We start from the raw sequence: 23,354 nt of genomic DNA, 5'->3' as shown, positions 1-23,354 counted from the left end.
CTTGCTCATCTGCTCACTTCCAGAATTCGAGCGCGCCCGCCAGCGCACGGCTGCGCTCTGCATGACGCTCGAGCGGCACGCCTTCCATCGCCGCGATCCACGCTTCGCGCAATGCCTCGACGCCCGCCGCCACGCCGTGCGGATGACCGAAGATGCCGCCACCCGCCGTATGGATCAGGTCCGCGCAGCCGATTGCCGCATACGTGTGCGCCGCTTGCAATCCGGTCTGCCCCGAACTGAACACCGGCATCGCGCGCATCGGCGCTGCGTCGGTCGCCGGCGCGAGCACCGCGCGCGCCGCCGCGATCACGCTGTCGTCCGGTTCGCTGAACTTGTTGCGCAGGCCGTTCACGTGCAGGTGATCGGCGCCCGCCAGACGCCAGAGCTTTTGCCACGGCGCGTAGTCCCAACCGAGCGCCTCGCAGCGCGTCAGATAGCCCCAGCCCGCGCGATGCGCGTGAATCGGCACCTGGCTATGGCGCCGCAATTCGTGAAGCCCGACGAGGCCGATCGAATTGAGTACCGCCATCACGCAGGTGCCGCCTTCGGCCAGCACGAGATCGTGACGGCGCTTCATCTGGTCGAGCTCGCCGGTCAGGTTGAACGCGACCATCACCTTCTTGCCGGTGCGCTCCGCGTGCTCGTTGACCACCCGCATCACCGCGCGCACGCGCTCGTCGAACGGGCAATGCGGACCGTCGCCCTGCAGTTCGTCGTCCTTGATGAAATCGATGCCGCCCGCGACCAGCTGCTTCACCTGCTCGGCGGTTTCCTGCGGCGACAAGCCGACGCTCGGCTTGATGATCGTGCCGATCAGCGGGCCGCGCGTGACCCCCGACAGCCGGCGCGTACCGTCGATGCCGAACGCGGGCCCCGGATAGGCGGCCGCGAACGACGCCGGCAGTTGCAGATCCTTGAGCCGCAAGCCCGACACCTGGCGCAGCTCGAACAGGTTGCCCGCGACCGTCGACATCAGGTTCGGCAGCGATGCGCCGAAGTTCTCGATCGGCCATGACAACTCGAGCATGCACTGCGTATAGCGTTTCGCCTGCACGCCACCGCTCAGACTGGGCGTGTCGCTGTGACCGAGCACCGCCAGACGCTCTACCCGCGCGCCGGCGCGCGCTTTCAGTTCCGGCGTTTCGTTGGGCAGCGCGACAAAGGTGCCGCTCGACTGCTCGCCGGCGATCACGTCGGCGGCCTGTTGCGGGTCGACGCCGGTTTCCAGCCAGTAGGTCGCGTGGATGCGTTCGGTCACGATGTGCTCCTTGATGAGTAGGGTCTGTTTACATATGGAACGCACGTGCGTTGCCGCGAGAAGGGCCGCTCGCAAGGACTGCGACGCCGCGAATACTCGACGTATTCGCAAGGAGCATGACGCAGCGAGCGGCCCTTCTCGCGGCAACCCCATTTCTAGATTTCATTCCAGGGGAATGCCCGCTATCGGCCGCATGGCGGCGTCGCGCGTCGCTCACGTGGCGCGGCCACGCAGCGCTCCTTACTCCTTGCCCTGCGGCCGATAGCGGGCATTCGCACGTGCGTTCCATATGTAAACAGACCCTAGTATTCGGATAGAGCGGCGGGTCTGCGTGCCCCGGTGACAGGCAGCCTGACCGCATAGAGCGAGGTGGTCGCGCAAATGAAAAGCTGATTGTGTTGCGGCCCGCCGAACGCGACGTTCGCGACGGGTTCGGGCGTGCGAATCTTGCCGAGCAGCGTGCCGTCCGGGTGATAGCAATGCACGCCGTCGGCCGCGCCGGCCCACAGCCGCCCCGCGCTATCGACGCGCAATCCGTCGAACATGCCGGTCGTGCAGCTGGCGAACACCTCACCGCCGCGCAGCGCGTGCCCACTGACATCGAAAGCGCGGATATGACGCGGACCGTTTTTCACATGGGTGACGCCGCTGTCGACGATATACAGCCGCTGTTCGTCCGGGCTGAACGCGAGACCGTTCGGGCGGATGAAGTCATCGGCGACGATCGTGCATTCGCCGCTGTGCGGGTCGATCCGGTACACGTGGCACGCGCCGATTTCCGACGGCGCGGCGTGGCCTTCGAAGTCGTCGTCGATGCCGTAGGCCGGATCGGAGAACCAGATCGAGCCGTCCGACTTCACGACCACGTCGTTCGGGCTGTTCAGGCGCTTGCCGTGATAGTGGGACGCGAGTGTCGTCACGCTGCCGTCGTGCTCGGTGCGTGTCAGCGAACGCGAGCCGTGTTCGCAGCGCAGCACACGCCCTTCGCGATCGAGCGTGTGGCCGTTCGCATAGCGCGCTGGCGTGACGAATACGCTGACGCGGCCGTCGGTTTCGTCCCAGCGCAACACGCGATCGTTCGGGATATCGCTCCACAGCAGATAGCGGCCCGCCGGCACGTACACCGGTCCTTCGGCCCAACGGCAGCCGCTGTATAGCTGATGCACGTTCTCGCTGCGCCGCACGCAGCGGCTGAAGCGTTCGTCGAGTTCGAGAAAGTCACGCTCTGACATAGCCTGATCGCTCCGTTGTGCCGCTCAAGCCGCCGGACGCGTCGCGCCGCCACTCGCCGGCGGCGTGGCCGAGCGGGCTTTGCGGATCGAGCGGCGCAGCGCGCCGCCACCCGCCAGCGCGAGCACGGTGATGATCACGATGCCCTGCACCACATCCTGGATGCCAGGCGGCAGACCCGCGATCTGCATCGTCGTGACGACCAGCACCAGCAGCATGCTGCCGATCAGCGTGCCGAGCGGCGTCGCCGAGCCGCCGAAGATCAGCGTGCCGCCGAGCACCACCGCGCCGAGCGATTGCAACAGATAAGGCTGGCCCATTTCGAGGAACGCGCCGCCCACATAGCCGCCCAGCAGCAGACCCGCCACCGCGGCCAGCACCGAGCTGGTCAAAAACGCGCTCGCGGTCACTCGCGCCGTGCGTACGCCGGCAAGCCGCGCGGCGCGCACGTTCTGTCCGACCGCCGACAACATGCGGCCATACGCGGTGTATCTGAGGGTCGCGCAAAACAGCGCGGTCACGCCCATCGCGACCAGCACGATCACCGGCATCGCGCCGATCCGGCCTGTCGCGATGAAGTGAATCGCGGGCGAGACCTTGAAGCCGGGGATCGCGCGATTGGCGAGCAGCGTCGCGGTCGCAAGGATATAGCCGGTGGCCAGCGTCGCGATGATCGCGGGAATCCGGCATAGCACGACCAGCGCCGCGTTCACCGCGCCGACCGCGAGGCCGAGTCCGAGCGTCGCCGCGACGCCTGCCATGAGCCGCGCGTCGCTGCCGCCCATCACGATCAGCGCGAGATAGGCGGACAGCGTCATCACGCTTGCAATCGACAGATCGATGTTGCCGCGCCCCGTGGTCACCACCGCCATCTGGCCGAGCGCGCACAGCGCCAGAAACGAACTCGACACCGCGACGCCCGACAGCGAGCTGACGCTGAAGTTTCTGGTCACGACCGACAGCGTCAGCCACAGCAGCACGACGGCAAGCGCGGCCCATGCCCAGCGGTTGCGCGCGGTCCACTCCGCCAGTTGTGTTGAAGTCGAGCGCTTCATTCTTCACTCCCGTTCCGGCTGACCAGCGCCCGCAGCGCGAGGATCACGACCAGCAGCGCACCCTGCACCGCCGCGTTGAAATCGGAGCTGACGTTCAGCGTGCCGAGCAGCGCGCCGATCAGCGCGAGCGCGACCGAGCCGGCCACCACGCCGGCTGGCGAAATGCGTCCGCCCATCAGGCTGCAGCCGCCGATCACGACACCCGCGACGCCGAGCAGCGTATAGCTCGATCCGGCATTGACGTCGCTCGCGGTGTTGATCGCGGTGAGCGCGAGGCCCGCGGTGACGATGAAGGCGGCGGCGAGCACGTAACGCACCGCCGCATAGCGCGGCGCGGACCAGCCGGCACGCGCCATCGCGACCGGGTTGTTGCCGAACGCCCGCAGCGTGACACCCAGCGGCGAGCGATCGAGCATCCACGCGGCGAGACCGGCGACGACGATCAGCACCGGCGAAGTCGGCACGCCCGGCACCTGCCACGTGAACAGCGCCGACAGCCACGCGGGGCTCGCACCGCCCGGCGTCGCTTGCAGCGTGTGGCCGATGCCCATCCAGATGAACGACGCACCGAGCGTGATCACGATGGCCGGAATCCGCCGCGCCTGAATCAGCCAGCCGAGCGCGCTGTAGGTCGCCATCGCGGCGACGAGGCTGAGCACGCCGAGCGCCGGCTGGTCGAACAGCAGCGTCGCGCTCAAGACGTTCACGAGCCCCGCGAACGCGCCCGCGCCGAGGTCGATCTCACTGCCGCCGACCACGAACATCTGCCCGAGCGCGACCAGCACCAGCGGCAACGCCGGGCCGAGCAGCAGATCGAGGCCGAACACACCGGCAGTAGCCGGATTCGCGATCATCATCGCGGCGAATACGATCGCGAGGCTGATGAACGGCGCCATCCGCACGACGCGACGGGCGAGCGCACTCGTCCCCGCACGCGAGGTGGTGGACGTCGCGGCCGTGCCGGCCGGCTGCACGAACGAGGCATCGACGATCGCCTGCTCGCTGATGTCCGTGCCGTCCAGCTCGCGCACTACGCGGCCGCCGGCGAACACGAGCACCCGGTCGCATTCGAGAAACTCGAGGTCTTCGGTCGAGTGCCACAGCACCAGCCGGCCCGAGCGCGCGACCTCGGCGACGAGCCGGTAGAAGTCGCGCTTGGCCGGGATGTCGACGCCGCGGGTGGGATCGTCGAGCAGGACGATCGGTGCGTCGGAAACCAGCGCGCGGGCCATCAGCGCCTTTTGCTGATTGCCGCCGCTCAGATCGAGGATGCCCGACGCGAGACGGCTCGCATCCAGCCGCAACTGCGCCGCGGCGTTCGCGGCGATAGCGCGCTCGCCCGCCGGCGTGACGAGGCGAAACGGCGAGCCCGCCGCAAGACTGCCGATCGAAATGTTGGAGAGCACCGTCCACAGCGGAAATACCCCCTCGCGCTGGCGGTCGCCCGATACGAAGCTGACCGCGCCGATGCGTTCGACCTTCAGCGCATCGCGTCGCGCGGCCGCGAAAATCTGGTGCAACACCTCTTTCTGGCCGCTGCCTTCAAGACCCGCGAGCCCGACGATCTGGCCGCGACGCAGCGCGATCGTGTTGCTGCCGGCCGCGCCGCCGGCGAGGCGCAAGCAGACATCGGCGGTCGTACCGGTGGCGCCTTCAGCGGGCTGCGCGTGGCTCGCCTCGCGCAGCGCGGCGGCGGCTTCGCCGCCCATCAAGCGCACCAGCACCGGCACCGATGCCTCCGCGACCGGGCCTTGCCACTCGAGCCGGCCATTGCGCAACAGCACCACGCGCGTCGCGACGTCGACGATTTCGTGCAGCTTGTGGCTGATGAAAATAAACGCGAGCCCTTCGAGCGCCTTCGCACGAATGTACGCACGCAGTTGCCGGCTGCGCTCCAGTCCGAGCGACGAGGTCGGCTCGTCGAGGATCGCGAGCTTCACGTGAGGCGCGGCGACCGTGCGGGCGATCTCGACCATCTGCCGCTCGCCGATCGGCAATTGCCCCGCTTCGGCGTCCACGTCGATGCCATGGCCGGGGAACACCGCGTCGAGCGCGGCGCGCGCCCGCTCACGATAGACGCGGCGCCAGCCAGGCCGCGGCTGCGCCGCTTCGGGCGCTTCCAGATAAAAGTTCTCCGCCACCGTGAGATTCGCGCACAGCGACAGTTCCTGATGCACGATGCGAATCCCGCGCTGCTGGGCGATGCCCGCATCGTAGGCGCCGGCCGCCGACGCTTCGTCGCCGAACTCGATCGTGCCCGAGTCGGGCGGCGTGGTGCCGCACAGCATGCGCATCAGCGTGCTCTTGCCGGCGCCGTTGCCGCCGACCAGGCCGATCACGTCGCCGCAGCTCACCGCGAGCGAGATATCGTCGTTGGCGCGCGTCGGCCCATAAACCTTGGTCAGGTTGCTGGCGCGGACGATGAGCCGCGCGCGGTTCTGCAACTGCACCGTGTCCTCGCGGTTCATCACGCTTGCTCCACGTTATTTGCTGGCCAGCAGATTCTTGTCGACCCATAGCTGGGTGTAGGTGGGGCTGATGATCATCCCCGATGGGCTGTTCACGAAGTCCTTGAGGTTGTCCTGAGTGACGGTGGCCACCGGCATGATCATCTTCTTCGGCGGCTGCGCGCCCTTCACGAGCGACAGGCTCAGATAGAACGCCGCCGCGCCGATGCCGGGCGTCGTGTTCATCGAGATCGTCGTGTAGCCGTTCTTCCTGTTCTGCGCGTCCCACCACTTGATGAAGTCGGTACTGCCGCCGCCTTCGATCACCGGCATCTTGTCCTTGTACTGGCCGCCGTACTGCTCGAACGCCTGGGCGATGCCGAAGTCGTCGCTGCCGCCCTGACCGAGCACCGCATCGACGTGCGGCAGACTCGGCAGCACGTTGGCGATCGCCGACTGCGCGACCGACGCGGTCGCTTGCCCGTACACGGTCGCGACGACCTTGACGTCCGGATAGTGCTTGAGCACCTCGACCTGCGCGTTGTACATGTCGTTGTCCGGTGCCGAGCCCTTCACGCCGCGCACCTGGATCACGTTGCCCTTGCCGCCGATCTTTTTCATCACCCACTCGGCTTCCTGCTTCTTGTAGCCGGTGAAGTCGAAGTTCAGTTGGTAGTTGCACGGCGCGCTGGCGACCGAGTCGAACGACACGACCTTGATGCCGGCCTGGCAGGCCTTCTGGATCATCCCGTTCACGGCGGTCTCGGAGGCCGCGTCGACGGCGATGGCATCCACTTTCTTGAGGATCAGTTCGGCGATCTGACTGTTCTGCTGCGCGACCGAGCCGTCGCCGTTGACGACGATGTAGTCGGCGATCTTGCCTTCCTGTTTCGCCTGCTTCGCGGCCGCGTCGAACGAGTCGACCATCTGATGCCGCCAGGTGTTGCCGTAGTAGGCATTGGCCAGCGCGATCACCGGTTTGTCCGGTGACGCGACCGCATTCGGCGCGAGCGTCGAGACGAGCGCGAGTGCGCCGAGCGAGGCGGCGAGCGTTCTGAGTTGCATGTCTGTCTCCTGATTTTCGACCCGTCGCCGATGCGCGGCGAGGACTGTTCGAATGTGTGCATTCGTCTTGTGTGTGAATGCACTTTAGTCACGCGGCAACGGCGGGACAATCGATTTGTTCTCGGCAAGCTGTGAGAAAATCTCATACACGACAGAGAAAACCCGTACTCGGGTTCCGTGCCGACAGGGCTTTCGTCGACGCACAAGGAGACATTCATGCACACCCCGCGCCCTTCCCTGAACGCGTTGCGCGCGTTCGAAGCCGTTGCCCGCTTGCGCAGCATGACGCTCGCCGCGCACGAGCTGTGCGTGACGCACGGCGCGATCAGCCGGCAGATCAAAACGCTGGAAGAAACGCTCGGCCTCACCCTGATCGTGCGCTCTGCGCAAGCATCCGATCCGACACCCGAAGGCGCGCGCTTCGCCGAGGGGCTGAGCGCCGCATTCAACCTGATCGATGCGAGCATCGAGCAACTGAAGCCCGAGCCGCTGACGCTGTCGTGCTCGACGTCGGTGATGATGTATTGGTTGATTCCGCGCATTGCGGGCTTTCATCAGCGTTATCCGCAGACCGAGTTGCAGTTCAACATGAACTACGACCAGATCGATTTCGTGCGTGACAAGATCAGCGTGGCGATCCGTGCGAACACGATCGAGCCGCCGAAAGACGCGCTCACGCGCCAACTGATGGACGAGTGGATCGGCCCGGTCTGCTCGCCCGCGTATGCGCAGGAGCACGGCCTCGCGACCCCGCGTGATCTCGAACGTGCGGCGCTGCTGTCGACCAGGACGCGTCCGGAAGCGTGGTCCGACTGGTTCAGCGCAACCGGACTCGATGCGGTGCCGCAGGAAGCGGCCGGCGCTTACGATCACTTTTATCTGCTGATTCAGGCGGCCGTGTGCGGTCTCGGCATCGCGCTCGTGCCGCAGATGCTGGTGATGAACGACCTGATCTCGGGCAAGTTGTGCGCGCCGTTCGGCTTCGTGCGTGGGCCGCGTCAACTGGTGCTGTGGGTCGCGCCGCATCTGCGCGCGCATGCGGAGGTCAAGCAGCTGGAGCAATGGCTGATTGCACAGATGAACGAAAGTCTGAAAGAGATGACCGCGTTCCTGGCGACGACCGACAAGGCCGACACGCGAGGCGATGCGCACTGGCACGCGGCGGGTCGGGCGTCGGATTAGCGCGGCGCAAAGCGCGCCGCGTTACGACAGCATCAGCTTGCCGTACAACGCGTTCGCGCGGCTCAGATGGGCGTGCATCGCCTTCGCGGCGGCCTCGCCGTCATGGCGCGCGATGGCCTCGACTATCCTTTCGTGCTCCGCAAGCGTCAGTTGCTCGGCGCCGGGCGCGCGCACCATCGGCCGATAGTATTCGGCGGCCCAGCGGAAAATCGATTCGACGATGGACGGATAGATCGGATTACCGGTAATCGACGCGATCTCGCGATGAAACACCATATCGCACTCGACAAACGCATCGCGGTCCGTGAGCGCCGTGCGTTGTTCCCGCACCTTCGCGCGCAGGCGTTCGATATCGGCGTCGCTCGCGCGCTCCGCGGCCATCCTGGCCGTGCCGGTTTCCAGAAAGAGGCGCGCTGATTTCAAATGATCGAGCATGTCCGGCTGCGTGCGCAGCAGATGCATCGTGCCGACCGCGATCTGCGCGATCAGGCTTTGCGCGGTGGGCACGACGACCCGCGCGCGCTCGCCGTGGGCGATTTCCACGATGCCCGCGCGTTCGAGCGTTTGCAGCGCCTCGCGGATAGCCGGCCGGCCCACGCCGTAGGTTTCCATCAGCTCGCGCTCCGAGGGCAGTTGCTCGCCGGGCGCGACCTGGCCCGACTGGATGCGCTCCATCAGCCGGTCCAGCACTTCCTGATAAAGCTTGCGCCGCTGAATCGTTTCGGCCATTCCGGTTGCTCGCGTCGATGAGTCGCGTCAATGACTCGCGTCGAATAAACCAACATTATTCCAGAAGCCGCCCCGCGCGCACCGAGCCGAAGAACGACGCCGCGCCGACCTGACCGCCCTTCAGCGCGATTTCGAGGCCATCGCGCGCCGGATCGTCCGACCATGCGCGACACAGCGGCGAGCCGGGCGCCATGCCCGCGGCGACGCTCAGCGCCGCGATGCCGAGCCGGCTCGCCACTTCGCCCGAGCTGTCGCCACCCGCCACCACCACGCGCGACACCGCCGCGCGTTCGAGCGTGCGCAACATCACGTCGGCGAGCGCCTCGCCGACGCGGCGCGCGGCCTGCGCGCGAGTGAGCCGCGCGCACGCGGCGATGTCGTCGAAACCGAGCACGTCCGGGTCGTCCGGGCCTTCCGCGCTGAACACGAGCGAACTCTGGGCGCGCGATAGCGCGTCGATGCTCACCTGCACCGCGCGCTCGACTTCGGCCTCGCGCGTGTCCGCGTCCAGCGCGCGCCGCAGATCGAGCCGCTCGACTCGAAAGCCGTTCTCACGCGCCCAGCGGATCTGTCCGGCCGTCACCGGCGAGCAGCTGCCGCTGACCGCGGCGATCGCGTCGACGGGACCGGCCACTGGCAGACCCGGCGAGGCGGGCACGAGTCCGAGCGCGCGCCAGTGCGCCGTCAACGCATACTGCAAGCCCGACGACGACGCACTGAACACGCCCGCGCCGCGCTGTTCCCAGACGAGCCGTCCGGCGGCGGCGAGCGACGCTTCGTCGAGCACGTCGATCAGCACGACCGGTGGATCGTCGCGCTGCAGCGTGCGCAACCTGGCGGCCGCATCGGGCGACGCGAGCTGCACGAAGTCGATCAGTCCGATCTCGCGTGGCGTCTGCCGCGCCAGATGCACGCGCAGGTCCGCTTCGTTCATCGGCGTGACCGGATGGCGCGACATCGTCGGATGACGGTCGAGCCGATAGCCGGTGCCGTCGACCGCCGCGAACAGGTTGCCGAACGCCTGATAACGCTTCAGACGCGGCGCGCCGACTACCATCGGCGACCACCTGCCCGGCATCTGCCGCACGCCGATATCGATCGCGCGCCCGATCGAGCCGGTGTCCGGCGATGAATCGAACGTCGAGCACACCTTGTACTGCAGGATCGGCGCACCGAGCGCGGCGAGGCTCGCGAACGCGCGCGGCAACTCGTCGTCCATCCATTGCGGACTGCGCCCGCGCGACGATCCGGCGAGCCCCACGCAGCGCACGCCGGGAAAGCGCGCGAGCAACTCGGGCGTCGGCACGTCGAAGCACAGCAGCGTGGGCACGCCGGCAGCGCTCATGGCTTCCATCGCGTCGGTCGAGCCGGTGAAATCGTCGCCGTAGTAGGCGAGCAGCAGGCCGTCCGGCCAGCGAGCGTCGGTGGCTTCGCTCATCACGTAATGCGGCGAATGCTCTCGGCGATCTCGGCGCGGTCGAACACATTCTTCCAGTCATCGCGCATCAAACGCGGTTTGCCGAACTCGATCGCCTTGTTGCATGCATCGGAGAACGCGCCGGGAATCTCGTTGAAGATCACCGCGGCCAGAATGTTCATGTGGCCGAGCAGGAAGTCGCGCGCGGCCTGCTCCGGCACGCCGCGTTTCACGGTTTCGTCCATCGCCTCGCGCATCACATGCAGCAGCGTCGCGCAAACCGTTTCCGACAGACCGGGTTCGAGAATCGCCATCTGATCCACACTCAGGCGATACGAACGCAGAATCGGCGCGTAGATCACCTTCGCGACCGCTTCGCCGAGATCGAACGCCTCCTCCGGACCTTGCATCAGCGCGCTGACGACCGACTGCTTCGCGTGCGCGCCACCGAAGTGGTCGTGCAGCGACTTCTCGTCGGTGTCGTAATTGAAGATGATCGGATGGCACGGATGCGCGACGAAGTACGTCAGATCCTTGCGATCCGGCAGATGGCCGGCGAACGGCGCGGCCGCGTCGAGCGTCATCACCATCGTGCCGGGGCGCAGTTTCGGCGCGATTTCATGGCTCAGCTTGCCGATCAGCGTATCGGGCACCGCAAGAATCACGACGTCGGCGCCGTCGAGCGCGGCATCGGCGGGGACGACGTCGATATCGAGTTCATCCTTCAGGCGCTTTTGTCCCGCCGTGCCCGGCTCGACGTGCGCGACGCGGTAGTCCGATTTCAGCAGGTTGCCCGACAGGCGCACGCCCATCTTCCCGCCCGCGCCGAACAGTGCGATTTTCTCTTTCATGCCAGCTTCTCCTTCAGCAGTCGATGTAGGCCGGAACGCGCGGCCCCGGCGAGGTGAATGGCCAAATTGGCGAGTCGGTCAATGTCAGTGTGCTTCCACTGGCGCGAGCGACGCTTCGGGGCTGGTGCGTCCGACGGTGAGTGCCAGCACGGCGGACATCAGCATCATTGCGCCGACGATCAGCATCGGCAGTTGATACGAGCCGCTGACGTCTTTCCCGATGCCTGTGAGGTACGGCGCGACGAAGCCCGCGACATTGCCGACCGTATTGATGAGCGCAATGCCTGCCGCGGCCGCCGCGCCCGACAGAAAGCGCGCGGGCAGCGCCCAGAAGTTGGGCAGCGCGGAGAAGATCGCGCAAGCGGTCAGCGTGATGATCGCGATGCTCGCGGCAGGCGAGCCCATCTGCAATGCGAGCGGCACGCTCACCGCGCCGATCAGCGCTGGCACCGATAGATGCCACGAGCGCACGCCGCGGCGGGTCGCATCGCGGCTCCACAGGTATAGCGCGAGCGCCGCGGGCAGATACGGAATCGCGGTGATCAAGCCCTTCTGGAAAACGTTGAAGTGCGTGCCGAAGCGCGTCTCGAAACCGCCGATGATGGCGGGCAGGAAGAACGCGAGCGCATACAGGCCGTAGATAAGCCCGAAGTACATCAGCGCGAACGCCCAGACGCGGCCGTTGGTCAGCGCGGCAAGCGGATTCCCATGAAGCGCCGGCGCGCCTTTTCCGCCCTTCTCGTGTTCCTCGGCTTCGAGCTTCGCGGTGAGCCAGTCGCGCTCCGCGGCCGTCAGCCAGTTGGCCTGCGACGGCTTGTCGGTCAGATAGAACCACGCCACCACGCCGATCAGAATCGCGGGAATCGCGACGCCGAAGAACATGATGCGCCAGCCGGCGAGCCCGAAGAGACCATGCGCATCGATCAGCAAGGCCGCGACCGGCGCGCCGATGACGATCGTCAGAGGCTGCGCGAGATAGAACAACGCGAGGATATGGCTGCGATGCTTCGCCGGCACCCACGTGCTCAGGAACAGGATTGCGCCGGGGAAGAAGCCCGCTTCGGCCACGCCGAGCAGAAAGCGCAGGATATACAGGCCGCTCAGGCTGCTGACCCACGTGAACAGCAACGCAACGATGCCCCACGTGACCATGATGCGTGCGAGCCAGCGCCGCGCGCCGAACTTGTGAAGCGCAAGATTGCTGGGAATTTCGAGCAGGATATAGCCGATAAAAAACACGCCCGCCGCAAGTCCGAACTGCGCGGCGGTGAGCCCTAGATCCTTGCTCATCCCGTTGGGTCCGGCGAACGAGATCGCGGTCCGGTCGAGAAAATTGATGAAGAACATCAGGGCGACGAACGGCACCAGCCGCCACGACACCTTTCGAATGGCCGACCGTTCGATGGCCGCCGGATCTGGAATGCTCACGTGTCCTCCCGATGAACTGCGCTGTGTGTCGTCGCCGAACTGGTGTGATGAGTAGACCATCCTCGGGAGTGGAGACGACATAGGCGTTAACACCGGGTTCGTGCGATTTTTTCTCACAGCCCGGTGACAAAAGATCCGCCGTCTGGTTGCGAGCGCTCGACGCGATATCGATATCAGAAATGGTTCGTTTGCCGCCTCGCGCAGTCTGTCTAGACTGCACTTCCATCTTGTTATGACAAGCCAACGATGTCACGAACGAACCTGGTCGCGCTCTCACCACAGCCGCTATACGTGCAGATCAAGGACACGCTGCGCGAGCGCATTCTGGACGGCACCTATGCGCCGCACAGCCAGATGCATTCCGAGCACGAGCTGTGCGCGATGTTCGGCGTGAGCCGCATCACCATTCGACAGGCGCTAGGGGACCTGCAAAAGGAAGGACTCCTGTTCCGCTTGCACGGCAAGGGCACGTTCGTGTCGAAGCCCAAGGCGTTCCAGAACGTGACCTCGCTGCAAGGCTTCGCCGAGGCAATGTCGCCGATGGGCTATGAGATCGTCAACCAGTTGCGCAGCCTGAAGATCGTCAAGGCCGATCGCCATGTCGCGCACCGGCTCAAGCTGCCGGAAGGTGCGCCGGTCGCGGAGATTCATCGGGTGCGCATGCTCAACCGCGAACCCGTTTCGCTCGAGCTGACGTGGGTGCCGGAAGTCTTCGGCAAGCGGCTCGCCAGTGCGGACCTTGCCACGCGCGACATCTTCCTGATTCTCGAGAACGACTGCGGCGTGCCGCTCGGTCATGCCGATGTCTCGATCGACGCGATTCTCGCCGACGACGATATCGCGCGGGCACTGCGGGTCGAAGACGGCAGCCCCGTGCTGCGCATCGAACGCCTGACGCACGACGCATCCGGCAATCCGGTCGATTACGAATACCTGTACTTCCGCGGCGACGCCTTCCAGTACCGGCTGCGCGTGGACCGCCAGAAAGCCCGCGCGCGGGGAAGGAAAACACAATGAATACACAAGTGCTCGAATACGACATCGTCGTGGTCGGCGGCGGCACGGCTGGCCCGATGGCCGCAATCAAGGCGAAGGAGCACAATCCGGCGCTCAAGGTACTGCTGCTCGAAAAGGCGAACGTCAAGCGCAGCGGCGCGATCTCGATGGGCATGGACGGGCTGAACAACGCGATCATTCCAGGGCACGCGACGCCCGAGCAGTACACGCGGGAGATCACCGTCGCCAACGACGGCATCGTCGACCAGCAGGCGGTGTACGCCTATGCGCGCCACAGCTTCGCCACCATCGAGCAGCTCGACCGCTGGGGCGTGAAATTCGAGAAGGACGGCAACGGCGACTATGCGGTCAAGAAAGTCCATCACATGGGTGCTTACGTATTGCCGATGCCCGAGGGACACGACGTCAAGAAGATTCTCTATCGGCAGCTCAAACGCGCGCGCATCGACATCACGAACCGCATCGTCGCGACCCGGCTCATGACCGACGACCACGGCCGCGTGAGCGGCGTGCTCGGCTTCGACTGCCGCACTGCACAGTTCCACGTGGTGCGCGCAAAGGCGGTCATCCTGTGCTGCGGCGCGGCCGGGCGTCTGGGTCTGCCATCCTCCGGCTACCTGATGGGCACGTATGAGAACCCGACGAACGCGGGCGATGGCTACGCGATGGCGTATCACGCAGGCGCCGCGCTCGCGAACCTCGAATGCTTCCAGATCAATCCGCTCATCAAGGACTACAACGGCCCCGCTTGCGCTTACGTCACCGGGCCGCTGGGCGGTTTCACCGCAAACGGCAAGGGCGACCGCTTCATCGAATGCGACTACTGGAGCGGGCAAATGATGTGGGAGTTCTATCAGGAGCTCCAGAGCGGCAACGGCCCCGTGTTCCTGAAGCTCGACCACCTCGCCGAAGAAACGATCCAGACCATCGAGCAGATCCTGCACACGAACGAGCGGCCTAGCCGTGGCCGCTTCCATGCGGGCCGCGGAACGGATTACCGGCGCCAGATGGTCGAGATGCACATCTCCGAGATCGGCTTTTGCAGCGGGCATAGCGCATCGGGCGTGTATGTGAACGCGCGGGCGGAGACCACCGTGCCTGGTCTTTATGCGGCGGGCGATATGGCGGCGGTGCCGCACAACTACATGCTGGGCGCCTTCACCTACGGCTGGTTCGCCGGCAGCAACGCCGCGCAATACGTGGAAGGCCGCGAACATGCGAGAGTGGACGACGCTCAGGTCACCGCCGAGCAGGCGCGCGTGCTCGCGCCGCTGCAACGCGCAAATGGGCTCGCGCCATCGCAGGTCGAGTACAAGCTGCGACGCATGGTGAACGATTACCTTCAGCCGCCCAAGGTGACGCGCAAGATGGAAATCGGCCTGCAACGCTTCGACGAAATCGCGGAAGACATCGAATCGATCAAGGCCAATAACCCGCACGAACTGATGCGTGCGGCCGAAGTGCGAGCGATCCGGGATTGCGCCGAAATGGCAGCGCGCGCGTCGCTATTCCGCACAGAGAGCCGCTGGGGACTCTATCACCACCGCGTCGATTATCCGCAGCGCAACGACACCGACTGGTTCTGTCATACCCATCTGCGAAAGGACGCGGCCGGCCGCATGACGAGCGAAAAACGCGCCGTCGAGCCGTACATCGTTCAGCTAGCGGACGGTGAGCGCGATGCCTATGACCAGTTGCGCATCCGCGAAACCCAAGAACTCATTGTCGCAAGCTGAGGGATCCGAAACATGTCTTATACACCGCACGAAATCTTCCAGCGCAGCAGCGCTCCGGTCACGATCGACGAAAGCCGCTGCATCGCCGACAAGGGCTGCACTGTCTGCGTGGACGTGTGCCCGCTCGACCTGCTCGCCATCGACCTGAGCAAGGGCAAGGCCTACATGCAGTTCGACGAGTGCTGGTACTGCATGCCCTGCGAACGCGACTGCCCGACCGGCGCTGTCAAGGTCGACATTCCGTATCTGCTGCGCTAGACGCTGCCGCATCGCGACAGCTTCCTCTCCCACTGCTAGTCCGTGAGACCATGAAAACACGCCAACGGCTTCTCCGCCTTTTTGCCACGCCGCTTCTGCTCGCCGCAGCCGTCACCGCTCACGCCGAGACCATTCGCGTCGCGATCGGCACCCAGGACACGACGATCAACTGCGCAACCGGCGGCCTGCTGATCCGGGAACTGCATCTGCTCGACAGGTATCTGCCGCACACCGGCAAATACGCCAACGTCACTTACGACGTGCAGTGGAAAGACTTCACTTCCGGCGCGCCGCTCACGAACGAAATGGTGGCAGGCAAGCTCGACTTCGGCGCGATGGCCGATTTTCCGGGCTCGCTCAACGGCGCGGCATTCCAGAAGGCGGGCAGGAGGAGCATCTTCATCACCGTGCTCGAAGGCAGCACCGAGGGCAGCGGCAACGGCATCGTCGTGCCCGTGAACTCGCCGGTGCATTCGATCGCCGAGCTAAAGGGCAAGACGATCTCGGTTCCGTTCGCGTCGACCGCGCACGGCATGCTGCTGCGTGCGATCAAGGCTCAAGGCTGGAACCCGGATACCGACGTGAACATCATCACTCAGGCGCCCGAGGTGGCGGGCAGTGCGCTGAAGGCCGGCAAGATCGACGCTCACGCCGACTTCGTGCCGTTTGCCGACCTGTTCCCGTATCGCGGCATTGCCCGCAAGATTTATGACGGCGCACAAAGCCATGCGCCGACCTTCCACGGCGCGCTCGTCGATGCCGCCTACGCGCAGAAGTACCCGGAAGTGGTCGTCGCGTATCTGCGCGCGGCCATCGAGGCCAACCGGCTGATCGCGCAGGATCCGGAAAAGTACAGCCTGCTCATCGAAAAAGTGACGGGTATCGAAGCACCCGTCGACTATCTCTATCATGGGCCGCTCGGCCTGCAAACACGCGATCTGACCTGGAAGCCGGAATATCGGCAAGCGGTCGCGACCGCCCTCGATACGTTGAAGCTGCTAAAGAAGACGGACGTCAATCTCGACGCGAACACGTTCATTGACGATCGTTACATTCGCCAAGCGTTCAAGGAGTCGGGGCTCGACTACGATGCCGCCCTGAAGAACTACGGCAGGCAACCGCTCATCGCCACGGACGCGAAGACGGGCCAGCCGATTCGCGACTTGCGCGCGGTGGCACAGGTCTGGCTCGCCAACGAAGCGCATGTGCGCAACTACGCAAGCGCCGCGCAAGCGTTCGCGGCACTGGCGAAGATCGAGCAGTCCGGCGGCAAGCCGCGCGCGGTGTACGTGCAGGACCACGATAGCGGCCAGAAGCTATTCGCCTCGGACGCGTGGTATGTGCGCGACGCACGTGGCAATCTCACCGCCTTCCTGCAGAAAGCCAGCGCCGATGCCTATGCGCAACAGAGCTCGGGCACAGTCGTCGACTATGCCGCAGCGCAAACCGGCGCGCCGCAGGCGATTGCCGCTCGCTAGCTCCCGTTCATTCGCATTAGCCGAGGAATCTGCATGTCTGCCACACTCGATCTGACCGGACGTCAACGCGAGGCCGCGCGCGAAGCCACGCCTGCAAACGCCGTTGCTCGCCCATCATCCCCGCTGCGCCGCCGCGCGTGGCGCGCCGCATCGATTGGGCTATTCGTCGCCGCCTGGCAGGCCGTGGTCCACTATCACGTGTCGCTCGGCATCGTCACGTTTGCGAATGTGCCGTCGCCGGGCGAGGCGGTTCCGGCGCTATGGGCGCTGCTGCACTCGCCGAAGCTGCCCATGCATCTGGCCGCGAGCGTGACGCGCGTGCTCGCGGGATTCAGCGCGGCGGCCCTTGTCGGCGTCGCGCTTGGGCTCGCGATAGGCCGCTATCGCGCGCTCGAGGACATCCTGCTGCCGCCGCTCGAAGTGTTGCGCCCTATTCCGGCGGTCGCCTGGATTCCGCTAGCGATCCTCATGTTTCCTTCGTCCGAACTGAGCATGATGTTCATCACGTTCATCGGCGCGCTGTTTCCCATTCTCCTGAACACCATTCATGGCGTGGAAGCCGTCGATCCCCGCCTCGTCGCCACCGCGCGCGGGTTGGGTACCCGCACGCTGTCGCTTTACGCGGAGGTGGTACTACCGGGCGCGGCGCCGTCGATCTTCACCGGTTTGTCGATCGGCATGGGCACCGCGTGGTTCTGCCTCGTCACCGCGGAAATGATCGCGGGGCAGTACGGCATAGGCTACTTCACGTGGGAATCCTATACGTTGCAGAACTATGCCGACATCGTCGTGGGCATGACGCTGATCGGCGTGCTCGGCATGGGCAGCAGCCTGCTCGTCAAGCGCGTTGGCGCCGCGTTGACGCCATGGTATCGGCCGCGTGGAGAACATCGGTGAGTACGCCCATCGCCACTCGTCCCGACGCCCGCTCGGCGCCGCTCGCGTCTCACGGCCCCGGGCGCATCGAGGCGCGCTCGCTCACCGTGGAGCTCGGGCCGCCGCACGCGCATTTCGCCGCGCTCGACGCGCTCGACTTCCACATCGCGCCCGGCGAGTTCGTCTGCGTGCTGGGTCCGTCAGGATGCGGGAAATCGACGCTGCTCGGCGCCATCGCGGGACACGTCGCGGCCACGCACGGCGAAGTTGCCGTGGACGGTGTTACCGTCGACCGGCCGCATCCCGATCGCGGCCTGGTGTTCCAGCAACATACGCTGTTTCCGTGGAAGCGCGTGATCGACAACGTTGCGTTCGGCCTGAAAATGAAGGGCGTCAGTGCCAACGACAGACGGCGCGAAGCCGCAGAAATGCTCGCGCTGGTCGGACTCGCGGGGTTCGAATCGCACTATCCTGCGCAGCTCTCGGGTGGCATGCAGCAGCGCGTGGAGATCGCGCGCGTGTTGATCAACCGTCCGCGCATCCTGCTGATGGACGAGCCGTTCGGCGCGCTCGACGCGCAAACGCGGCGCATGATGCAGATGCTTTTACTCGACATCTGGGCGCAGATTCGCACCACGGTCGTGTTCGTCACGCACGATGTCGACGAAGCACTGTTCCTCGGCGACCGCGTGGTCATGCTGTCGCAGCGGCCCGCGCGGCTCCTCGCCGATCTGGCGGTGCCGCTCGCGCGGCCGCGCGGCGACGGGACCACGACCGAAGTGGCCTTCGTCGATATCAAACGCCACTGCCTTTCGTTGCTGCGCGAAGCGGCGTAAGCGCAGCCGGGCCGAACGCACCCCGAACGCGCCCCGAATGCGCCGCCATGCACCCTCTACCCGACCGATGACTGCCTGAATCCATGACCGTATTCGCCCCACCCGTGCCGAATGCGCACGACCTGACCGACGAAGCGAGCGCCCTGCTCGCGCGTCTCGCCGATGCCGATGCCGCCGTGCGCCGCATTGCGCTTTTCGAGCTCGCGGATCTCGAAGACGCCGCGCTGCTGCCCGCGTTCGTCGCAGCGCTGAGCGACGATCCCGCACCAGAGGTGCGGCGCGAAGCCGCCTGCGTGCTCGGCGCCTGGGAAAGCGACGAAGTGGTGCAGGCGCTTTGCGTGGCGTTGCTCGATGCCGACGCCGAGGTGCGCGAGGCGGCGGCCCAGAGTCTCTCGGCAATGAAGGAACCTGCGTCGGGCCATGTGCTGAGCCGCTGGGCGGATCGGCCCGAGCCCTTCGTGCGCCGCGCGGTGCTGCGAGGCCTGCGCGAACTGCGCTTTGCCCAGGCATTGGACCCCGCCTTACGGGCGCTCACTGACCCCGATGCCGATGTACGGCTTGAGGCCGTGGCCGTGCTCGGCTGGCTGAAAGACGCACGAGCGCTGGCACTGCTCGCCTCGATCGCCGCAAACGACGCCAGCGCGGAGGTTCGTCGAGCGGCCGTTGGCGCGCTGGGCTTCGCCTCAGCGGACGACCGGGCCATCGTCGACGCGCTGCTCGCGGCGCTACGCGACAGCACGTGGCAGGTGCGCGAAGAAGCGGCGACCACGCTCGGCAAGCTGCGCGCCGCTGCGGCGCGCGCAGCGCTCGTCGAGGCGCTCGACGATGCGTACTGGCAGGTGCGGCTGCGCGCCGCCCGCGCGCTAGGCCAGTTGCGCGATGCACAGGCCGCGGCCCCCGTGGCCGCACTGCTCTCGCAGGCGATCAGCAACCTGCGCAAGGAAGCGGCGCTCGCGCTCGGCGAGTTGGGTTCGCGCGGCTCGCTGCCCGCGCTGCAAGCCGCGCTGGACGACCGCGACCCGGAAGTACGCAAGGCCGTGCGGATCGCAATCGCTCAGATCGAAGGCGGCGCGCGGTGAACACGCCTGACGAAATCCACAACGACGTCACGGCGCGCGCGCTCACGCTGCATTGGGCGGCCGGCCGAACGCAGCGCATCGCCCATAGCCGCCTGCGCGAGGCGTGCCCGTGCGCGTTCTGCAAGCGCATTCGCCTCGCGGGCGGCGTGCCCACGGCGGCACCCGGCCTCACGCTCACCCGCATCGAGCCGATGGGCTACGGCGTGCAGCTCGCGTTCAGCGATGGGCATGAACGAGGTATTTATCCGTGGTCCTGGCTGGAGGCACTCGGCCAAGATTGAGCATGTTCTGTCCCGTCGCGGCTATGCGGGTTCGCGTAGCACTGCGGCTTTCTCCTCGCGCTCAGATCAACACGCATAGGGTCGTTAAAGGTCGTCTCCGGCGTCGCGCCTGCTCGCGCGACGCAAAGCGTGTTGCCGCTGAACCGTAGCGTCCAGCCTTGGGAGTATCCTTGTACGTGCTTGGAGTGCCGTGTAGGACGGAAGCGGGAGGGTGACATATGGATTCCCCGGACAACGAATTCCTGCTGGTGGGAAGCCTCGACGAGCTCCGAGCGAAAGAGCGCCGCATTGTGCAGGGTGGCCAAGGTCCAATTCTCGTCATCTACGACCGCGGGCGCGTCTTCGCGCTCGACAATCGTTGCCCCCATATGGGCTTCCCGCTCGAGCGAGGCACGGTCGAAGACGGCATCCTGACCTGTCATTGGCACCACGCCCGCTTCGACCTGGAAAGCGGCTGCACCTTCGACCTCTGGGCGGATGATGTACCTCGCTACGCGGTCGAGATGCGCGATGGCAACGTCTGGGTGGCGACCCTGTCAGTTCACGCAGATGCTGCCGCGCACTGGCGTCAGCGCCTCGCGGACGGCCTTGCACACGACCTTGCACTTGTCATCGCCAAAGCCGTGCACGGCCAACTCGCCGCCCGTGTTCCGGCGGCCGATATCGTGAAGCAGATCGCGCTGTTCGGAGCGCAGAACCGTGACGGCTGGGGCGTTGGTCTCACGATACTCACGGCGCTCGGTAACCTGCTTTCCGTACTGCCGGAAGACACGGCTTATCTCGCCCTCTTTCACGGCGCGCGCCACGTGGCGGCGGACTGCGATGGCGAGGCGCCGCGGCGAACACGTGCGCCGCTTTCAAGCCGGCCGGAGCACTCCACGCTCGACGGTTGGCTGCGCCTTTGGACCACCGTGCGCCATCGCGAGGCGGCCGAGCGCACGCTGTTGACAGCGATTGCCAGCGGTCTTTCAACCGTCGAACTCGCGGACACCTTGCTGTCGGCCGCGACCGAGCGGGTGTTCGCGGACACTGGTCATTTGCTCGACTTCGTCAACAAGGCGTTCGAGTGCCTCGACGTGATCGGCTGGGAGCATGCGTCAGCGTTACTGCCGACTGTCGTCGCCCAGCTAGTCAGCGCCCGCGGCGCGGAGGAATCGACCGCCTGGCGTCAGCCCCTCGATCTCGTCGCGCTGTGCGACGAAGCAGCCAGCCGGATGTCGCACCTTTTTGCTCAAGGGCGCAGCGAGCAAGGATGGTCGCATCATGCGGCGCTTGCCCGGGAACTGCTGGGAGACGATCCCGCGAAGATCGTTGACGCCCTGAACACGGCGGTGCGCGCAGGCGCCGCGCCCGTTGACCTGGGACTGTCCCTCGCTTATGCCGCGGCGTTGCGCGTGGCCCGCTTTGGCAACGCCAACGAGTACGCCGACTGGGAGACGGCGCATCACGTCTTTACTCATGCCAACGCGCTACACCAGATGCTCATGCGCGCAGGTACCGCGCGCGTCGACAGTCCGATTACGTGCGTTCGCGGCATCCTGCACGGAGCCATGGCGCTCTATCTTGCACGGTATCTGAACGTGCCACCGGCGCGCATGCCGGGCGAGGGCGACGATCTGCTCGACGATCTTCCTGCCGATGAGGAGACGATCCGAAGCGCCTTGCTTGACGCCTTCGACCGGCAGAGACAGGTCGATCTTGCGGCGAGGCTCGTGGCTCGGCATCTTACGCTCGGCCATCCGCCGCAGGCGCTGATCGCTACGCTGACGCTTGCGGTGCTCCGTGAAGATGCCGGCTTTCATGCCTATCAGATGCTGGAGGCCGGCGTCCGGCAATTCGCTGCGTGGGGAAATACTGCAGAAGGCCGACATGTCCTTATTGCGGTCGCCCGCTATCTTGCGGCCCACTCACCGACTGAACGCGCAATGTTGCAGACGGCCGACATCGCGCTGCGCTTGATGCGCGGCGGCGACCTGCATCAGGAAACTGTGCCGACGAAATATGTCTAAAAGTGCGTGCCGGCGTGACACCCGCCGAAGGCGCCACCATTGGTCGCCGAAGCGCCGCAGCCGAACAGGCCACAGCCACCGAGTAGTGCCGACGCGGCGATAAGCATCGCGGCGATGATCAGTTTTGGTCGTAGCATGATCGTCTTTATGGGTGAGCTTCAGCAAAGGGGAAACAAAGCCGGTTTAGACGGTAGCGATCTAACCCAGCGTTTCGGCCACGATCCGCGCAGCCGTTGCTACCACGTCGTTGCGCACCGGCGCGTCCTTGTCGGGCTGTGTGAAGTAGACAGCAAGCACAATAGGAGGCTTCCCGGGCGGCCACATCACGGCAATATCGTTGGTCGTGCCGTAGTCTCCGCCGCCGGTCTTGTCGGCAACTGACCATGCCGCGGGCACGCCTGCGCGTATTTTTGCCGCGCCAGTGGTGTTGCCGCGCATCCATTCGATGAGCATTGCGCGCTCCGGCGCACCTAGCGCATCGCCCAACGCGAGACGTTGCAGGCTTCCTGCCATTGCAGCAGGCGTGGTCGTATCCCGTGGATCGCCCGGGATCGCCGTGTTGAGTTCAGTCTCCCAGCGGTCGAGCCGGAATGGGTCGTCGCCGATCGAGCGTGCAAACGCGGTCACGGCGGCTGGACCGCCAAGCATCTTTATCAGCAGGTTGCCTGCCGTATTGTCGCTGTGCTGCAGAGCGGCTGCGCAGAGTTCAGAAACCGTCATGCCGGTGCCGGCATGCTCTGCGGTAATCGGTGAATACGCGACGAGTTCGTCTTTCGTATAGGCGATGTGCTGTCGTCGCAGGCCGTTTTCGGTCTCGCTGCGCTTAAGGATGGCGGATGCCGCCATGACTTTGAAGGTGCTGCAAAACGGAAAGCGCTCGTCAGCGCGGTGTTGCACCTGGGTGCCGTCGGCCGTATTCAGCGCAGCGACGCCGAGTCGGCCGCCCGTTGCGGATTCGAGTGCGCCAAGGCGACGCTGCGCCTCGGTGAAACCGCGTGTGCTGTCCGAACCCAAAGTACACGCTCCAGTGAACGGGACTGAAGCAACTGCAAGCAGCAGCGCGCGACGAACTGACGAATGTTTCATTTGTTCTTCTCGGCGACGTCAAAGAACCGTTTCGAC

At 65.7% G+C, this 23,354-nt stretch carries 20 protein-coding genes; 10 read left to right on the top strand and 10 right to left on the bottom strand.

All coding sequences use genetic code 11. From position 1 onward, the window contains the following. Positions 1 to 13: 13 nt before the first annotated feature. From BJG93_RS30395 to BJG93_RS30375, 5 genes are all read right to left on the bottom strand, one after another. The gene (locus tag BJG93_RS30395) at positions 14 to 1,258 is read right to left on the bottom strand and encodes a ribulose-bisphosphate carboxylase large subunit family protein (RefSeq protein WP_027194938.1); all 1,245 of its coding nucleotides are present in this window, start codon (positions 1,256 to 1,258) and stop codon (positions 14 to 16) included. Positions 1,259 to 1,560: 302 nt separating this feature from the next. Further along, the gene (locus tag BJG93_RS30390) at positions 1,561 to 2,490 is read right to left on the bottom strand and encodes an SMP-30/gluconolactonase/LRE family protein (RefSeq protein WP_027194937.1); all 930 of its coding nucleotides are present in this window, start codon (positions 2,488 to 2,490) and stop codon (positions 1,561 to 1,563) included. A 24-nt stretch (positions 2,491 to 2,514) separates the two neighbouring features. Continuing rightward, on the bottom strand, positions 2,515 to 3,543 hold the full coding sequence (locus BJG93_RS30385) for an ABC transporter permease (protein ID WP_051374218.1): 1,029 nt from the start codon (positions 3,541 to 3,543) through the stop codon (positions 2,515 to 2,517). Beyond that, a complete protein-coding gene (locus tag BJG93_RS30380; protein WP_051374217.1) occupies positions 3,540 to 6,011 on the bottom strand; it encodes an ATP-binding cassette domain-containing protein in 2,472 nt (823 codons plus the stop codon). Before BJG93_RS30380 ends, BJG93_RS30385 begins: the two co-directional genes overlap by 4 nt. Positions 6,012 to 6,026: 15 nt before the next feature. Continuing rightward, positions 6,027 to 7,055: an ABC transporter substrate-binding protein gene (locus tag BJG93_RS30375; RefSeq protein ID WP_027194935.1), complete on the bottom strand. Its 1,029-nt coding sequence runs from the start codon at positions 7,053 to 7,055 to the stop codon at positions 6,027 to 6,029. Positions 7,056 to 7,271: 216 nt separating this feature from the next. On the opposite strand from BJG93_RS30375, the gene BJG93_RS30370 reads away from it, so the two are divergent. Next, positions 7,272 to 8,237 carry a LysR substrate-binding domain-containing protein gene (locus BJG93_RS30370; protein WP_051374216.1) on the top strand — a complete coding sequence of 322 codons (966 nt, stop codon included), beginning with the start codon at positions 7,272 to 7,274 and terminating at the stop codon, positions 8,235 to 8,237. 21 nt (positions 8,238 to 8,258) lie between these two features. Here BJG93_RS30370 and BJG93_RS30365 read toward each other — a convergent pair whose 3' ends face one another. The 4 genes from BJG93_RS30365 to BJG93_RS30350 all read right to left on the bottom strand — a co-directional run bounded on the left by BJG93_RS30365 (position 8,259) and on the right by BJG93_RS30350 (position 12,662). Further along, positions 8,259 to 8,966, bottom strand: a complete 708-nt coding sequence (locus BJG93_RS30365; protein ID WP_027194934.1) for a transcriptional regulator NanR — start codon at positions 8,964 to 8,966, stop codon at positions 8,259 to 8,261. Between the two features lie 55 nt (positions 8,967 to 9,021). Beyond that, positions 9,022 to 10,404, bottom strand: coding sequence for a 3-oxo-isoapionate kinase OiaK (gene oiaK, locus BJG93_RS30360; RefSeq protein ID WP_027194933.1), 1,383 nt, complete (start codon positions 10,402 to 10,404; stop codon positions 9,022 to 9,024). Beyond that, positions 10,404 to 11,234: a phosphogluconate dehydrogenase C-terminal domain-containing protein gene (locus tag BJG93_RS30355; RefSeq protein WP_027194932.1), complete on the bottom strand. Its 831-nt coding sequence runs from the start codon at positions 11,232 to 11,234 to the stop codon at positions 10,404 to 10,406. The genes oiaK and BJG93_RS30355 overlap by 1 nt, the downstream gene beginning before the upstream one ends. An 84-nt stretch (positions 11,235 to 11,318) precedes the next feature. Continuing rightward, positions 11,319 to 12,662 carry an MFS transporter gene (locus BJG93_RS30350; RefSeq protein ID WP_027194931.1) on the bottom strand — a complete coding sequence of 448 codons (1,344 nt, stop codon included), beginning with the start codon at positions 12,660 to 12,662 and terminating at the stop codon, positions 11,319 to 11,321. A gap of 246 nt (positions 12,663 to 12,908) precedes the next feature. Here BJG93_RS30350 and BJG93_RS30345 point away from each other — a divergent pair, with 246 nt between their 5' ends. The 9 genes from BJG93_RS30345 (at position 12,909) to BJG93_RS30305 (ending at position 22,232) form a co-directional block, all read left to right on the top strand. Next, the gene (locus BJG93_RS30345) at positions 12,909 to 13,679 is read left to right on the top strand and encodes a GntR family transcriptional regulator (RefSeq protein ID WP_027194930.1); all 771 of its coding nucleotides are present in this window, start codon (positions 12,909 to 12,911) and stop codon (positions 13,677 to 13,679) included. Next, complete coding sequence (locus BJG93_RS30340) at positions 13,676 to 15,415, top strand: fumarate reductase/succinate dehydrogenase flavoprotein subunit (protein ID WP_027194929.1); 1,740 nt, start codon at positions 13,676 to 13,678, stop codon at positions 15,413 to 15,415. Before BJG93_RS30345 ends, BJG93_RS30340 begins: the two co-directional genes overlap by 4 nt. Positions 15,416 to 15,427: 12 nt before the next feature. Next, positions 15,428 to 15,673, top strand: coding sequence for a 4Fe-4S dicluster domain-containing protein (locus BJG93_RS30335; RefSeq protein WP_027194928.1), 246 nt, complete (start codon positions 15,428 to 15,430; stop codon positions 15,671 to 15,673). 50 nt (positions 15,674 to 15,723) lie between these two features. Beyond that, positions 15,724 to 17,151, top strand: coding sequence for an ABC transporter substrate-binding protein (locus tag BJG93_RS30330; RefSeq protein WP_027194927.1), 1,428 nt, complete (start codon positions 15,724 to 15,726; stop codon positions 17,149 to 17,151). Between the two features lie 33 nt (positions 17,152 to 17,184). Further along, positions 17,185 to 18,048: an ABC transporter permease gene (locus tag BJG93_RS30325; RefSeq protein WP_027194926.1), complete on the top strand. Its 864-nt coding sequence runs from the start codon at positions 17,185 to 17,187 to the stop codon at positions 18,046 to 18,048. A gap of 8 nt (positions 18,049 to 18,056) precedes the next feature. Further along, complete coding sequence (locus BJG93_RS30320) at positions 18,057 to 18,863, top strand: ABC transporter ATP-binding protein (RefSeq protein WP_027194925.1); 807 nt, start codon at positions 18,057 to 18,059, stop codon at positions 18,861 to 18,863. Positions 18,864 to 18,946: 83 nt separating this feature from the next. Next, positions 18,947 to 19,942 carry a HEAT repeat domain-containing protein gene (locus BJG93_RS30315; RefSeq protein WP_034477641.1) on the top strand — a complete coding sequence of 332 codons (996 nt, stop codon included), beginning with the start codon at positions 18,947 to 18,949 and terminating at the stop codon, positions 19,940 to 19,942. Continuing rightward, a complete protein-coding gene (locus BJG93_RS30310) occupies positions 19,939 to 20,223 on the top strand; it encodes a DUF971 domain-containing protein (protein WP_027194923.1) in 285 nt (94 codons plus the stop codon). The genes BJG93_RS30315 and BJG93_RS30310 overlap by 4 nt, the downstream gene beginning before the upstream one ends. A gap of 218 nt (positions 20,224 to 20,441) precedes the next feature. Further along, the gene (locus BJG93_RS30305) at positions 20,442 to 22,232 is read left to right on the top strand and encodes a Rieske 2Fe-2S domain-containing protein (RefSeq protein ID WP_027194922.1); all 1,791 of its coding nucleotides are present in this window, start codon (positions 20,442 to 20,444) and stop codon (positions 22,230 to 22,232) included. A gap of 198 nt (positions 22,233 to 22,430) precedes the next feature. On the opposite strand, the gene bla is transcribed toward BJG93_RS30305, so the two are convergent. Then, on the bottom strand, positions 22,431 to 23,318 hold the full coding sequence (bla, locus tag BJG93_RS30300) for a class A beta-lactamase (protein WP_027194921.1): 888 nt from the start codon (positions 23,316 to 23,318) through the stop codon (positions 22,431 to 22,433). Between the last annotated feature and the right edge of the window lie 36 nt (positions 23,319 to 23,354).

The sequence above is a fragment of the Paraburkholderia sprentiae WSM5005 genome (assembly GCF_001865575.2).
GTDB classification, from domain to species: domain Bacteria; phylum Pseudomonadota; class Gammaproteobacteria; order Burkholderiales; family Burkholderiaceae; genus Paraburkholderia; species Paraburkholderia sprentiae.
The sequence above is the reverse complement of the archived record's forward strand: the minus strand, read 5'-3'. Positions and strand labels throughout refer to the sequence as shown.

Coding starts and splice junctions, on each gene's coding strand:
- BJG93_RS30390 (WP_027194937.1), bottom strand. CDS start 2,490: ATGTCAGAGCGTGACTTTCTCGAACTCGACGAACGCTTCAGCCGCTGC.
- BJG93_RS30385 (WP_051374218.1), bottom strand. CDS start 3,543: ATGAAGCGCTCGACTTCAACACAACTGGCGGAGTGGACCGCGCGCAAC.
- BJG93_RS30380 (WP_051374217.1), bottom strand. CDS start 6,011: ATGAACCGCGAGGACACGGTGCAGTTGCAGAACCGCGCGCGGCTCATC.
- BJG93_RS30375 (WP_027194935.1), bottom strand. CDS start 7,055: ATGCAACTCAGAACGCTCGCCGCCTCGCTCGGCGCACTCGCGCTCGTC.
- BJG93_RS30370 (WP_051374216.1), top strand. CDS start 7,272: ATGCACACCCCGCGCCCTTCCCTGAACGCGTTGCGCGCGTTCGAAGCC.
- BJG93_RS30365 (WP_027194934.1), bottom strand. CDS start 8,966: ATGGCCGAAACGATTCAGCGGCGCAAGCTTTATCAGGAAGTGCTGGAC.
- oiaK (WP_027194933.1), bottom strand. CDS start 10,404: ATGAGCGAAGCCACCGACGCTCGCTGGCCGGACGGCCTGCTGCTCGCC.
- BJG93_RS30355 (WP_027194932.1), bottom strand. CDS start 11,234: ATGAAAGAGAAAATCGCACTGTTCGGCGCGGGCGGGAAGATGGGCGTG.
- BJG93_RS30345 (WP_027194930.1), top strand. CDS start 12,909: ATGTCACGAACGAACCTGGTCGCGCTCTCACCACAGCCGCTATACGTG.
- BJG93_RS30340 (WP_027194929.1), top strand. CDS start 13,676: ATGAATACACAAGTGCTCGAATACGACATCGTCGTGGTCGGCGGCGGC.
- BJG93_RS30335 (WP_027194928.1), top strand. CDS start 15,428: ATGTCTTATACACCGCACGAAATCTTCCAGCGCAGCAGCGCTCCGGTC.
- BJG93_RS30330 (WP_027194927.1), top strand. CDS start 15,724: ATGAAAACACGCCAACGGCTTCTCCGCCTTTTTGCCACGCCGCTTCTG.
- BJG93_RS30325 (WP_027194926.1), top strand. CDS start 17,185: ATGTCTGCCACACTCGATCTGACCGGACGTCAACGCGAGGCCGCGCGC.
- BJG93_RS30315 (WP_034477641.1), top strand. CDS start 18,947: ATGACCGTATTCGCCCCACCCGTGCCGAATGCGCACGACCTGACCGAC.
- BJG93_RS30305 (WP_027194922.1), top strand. CDS start 20,442: ATGGATTCCCCGGACAACGAATTCCTGCTGGTGGGAAGCCTCGACGAG.
- bla (WP_027194921.1), bottom strand. CDS start 23,318: ATGAAACATTCGTCAGTTCGTCGCGCGCTGCTGCTTGCAGTTGCTTCA.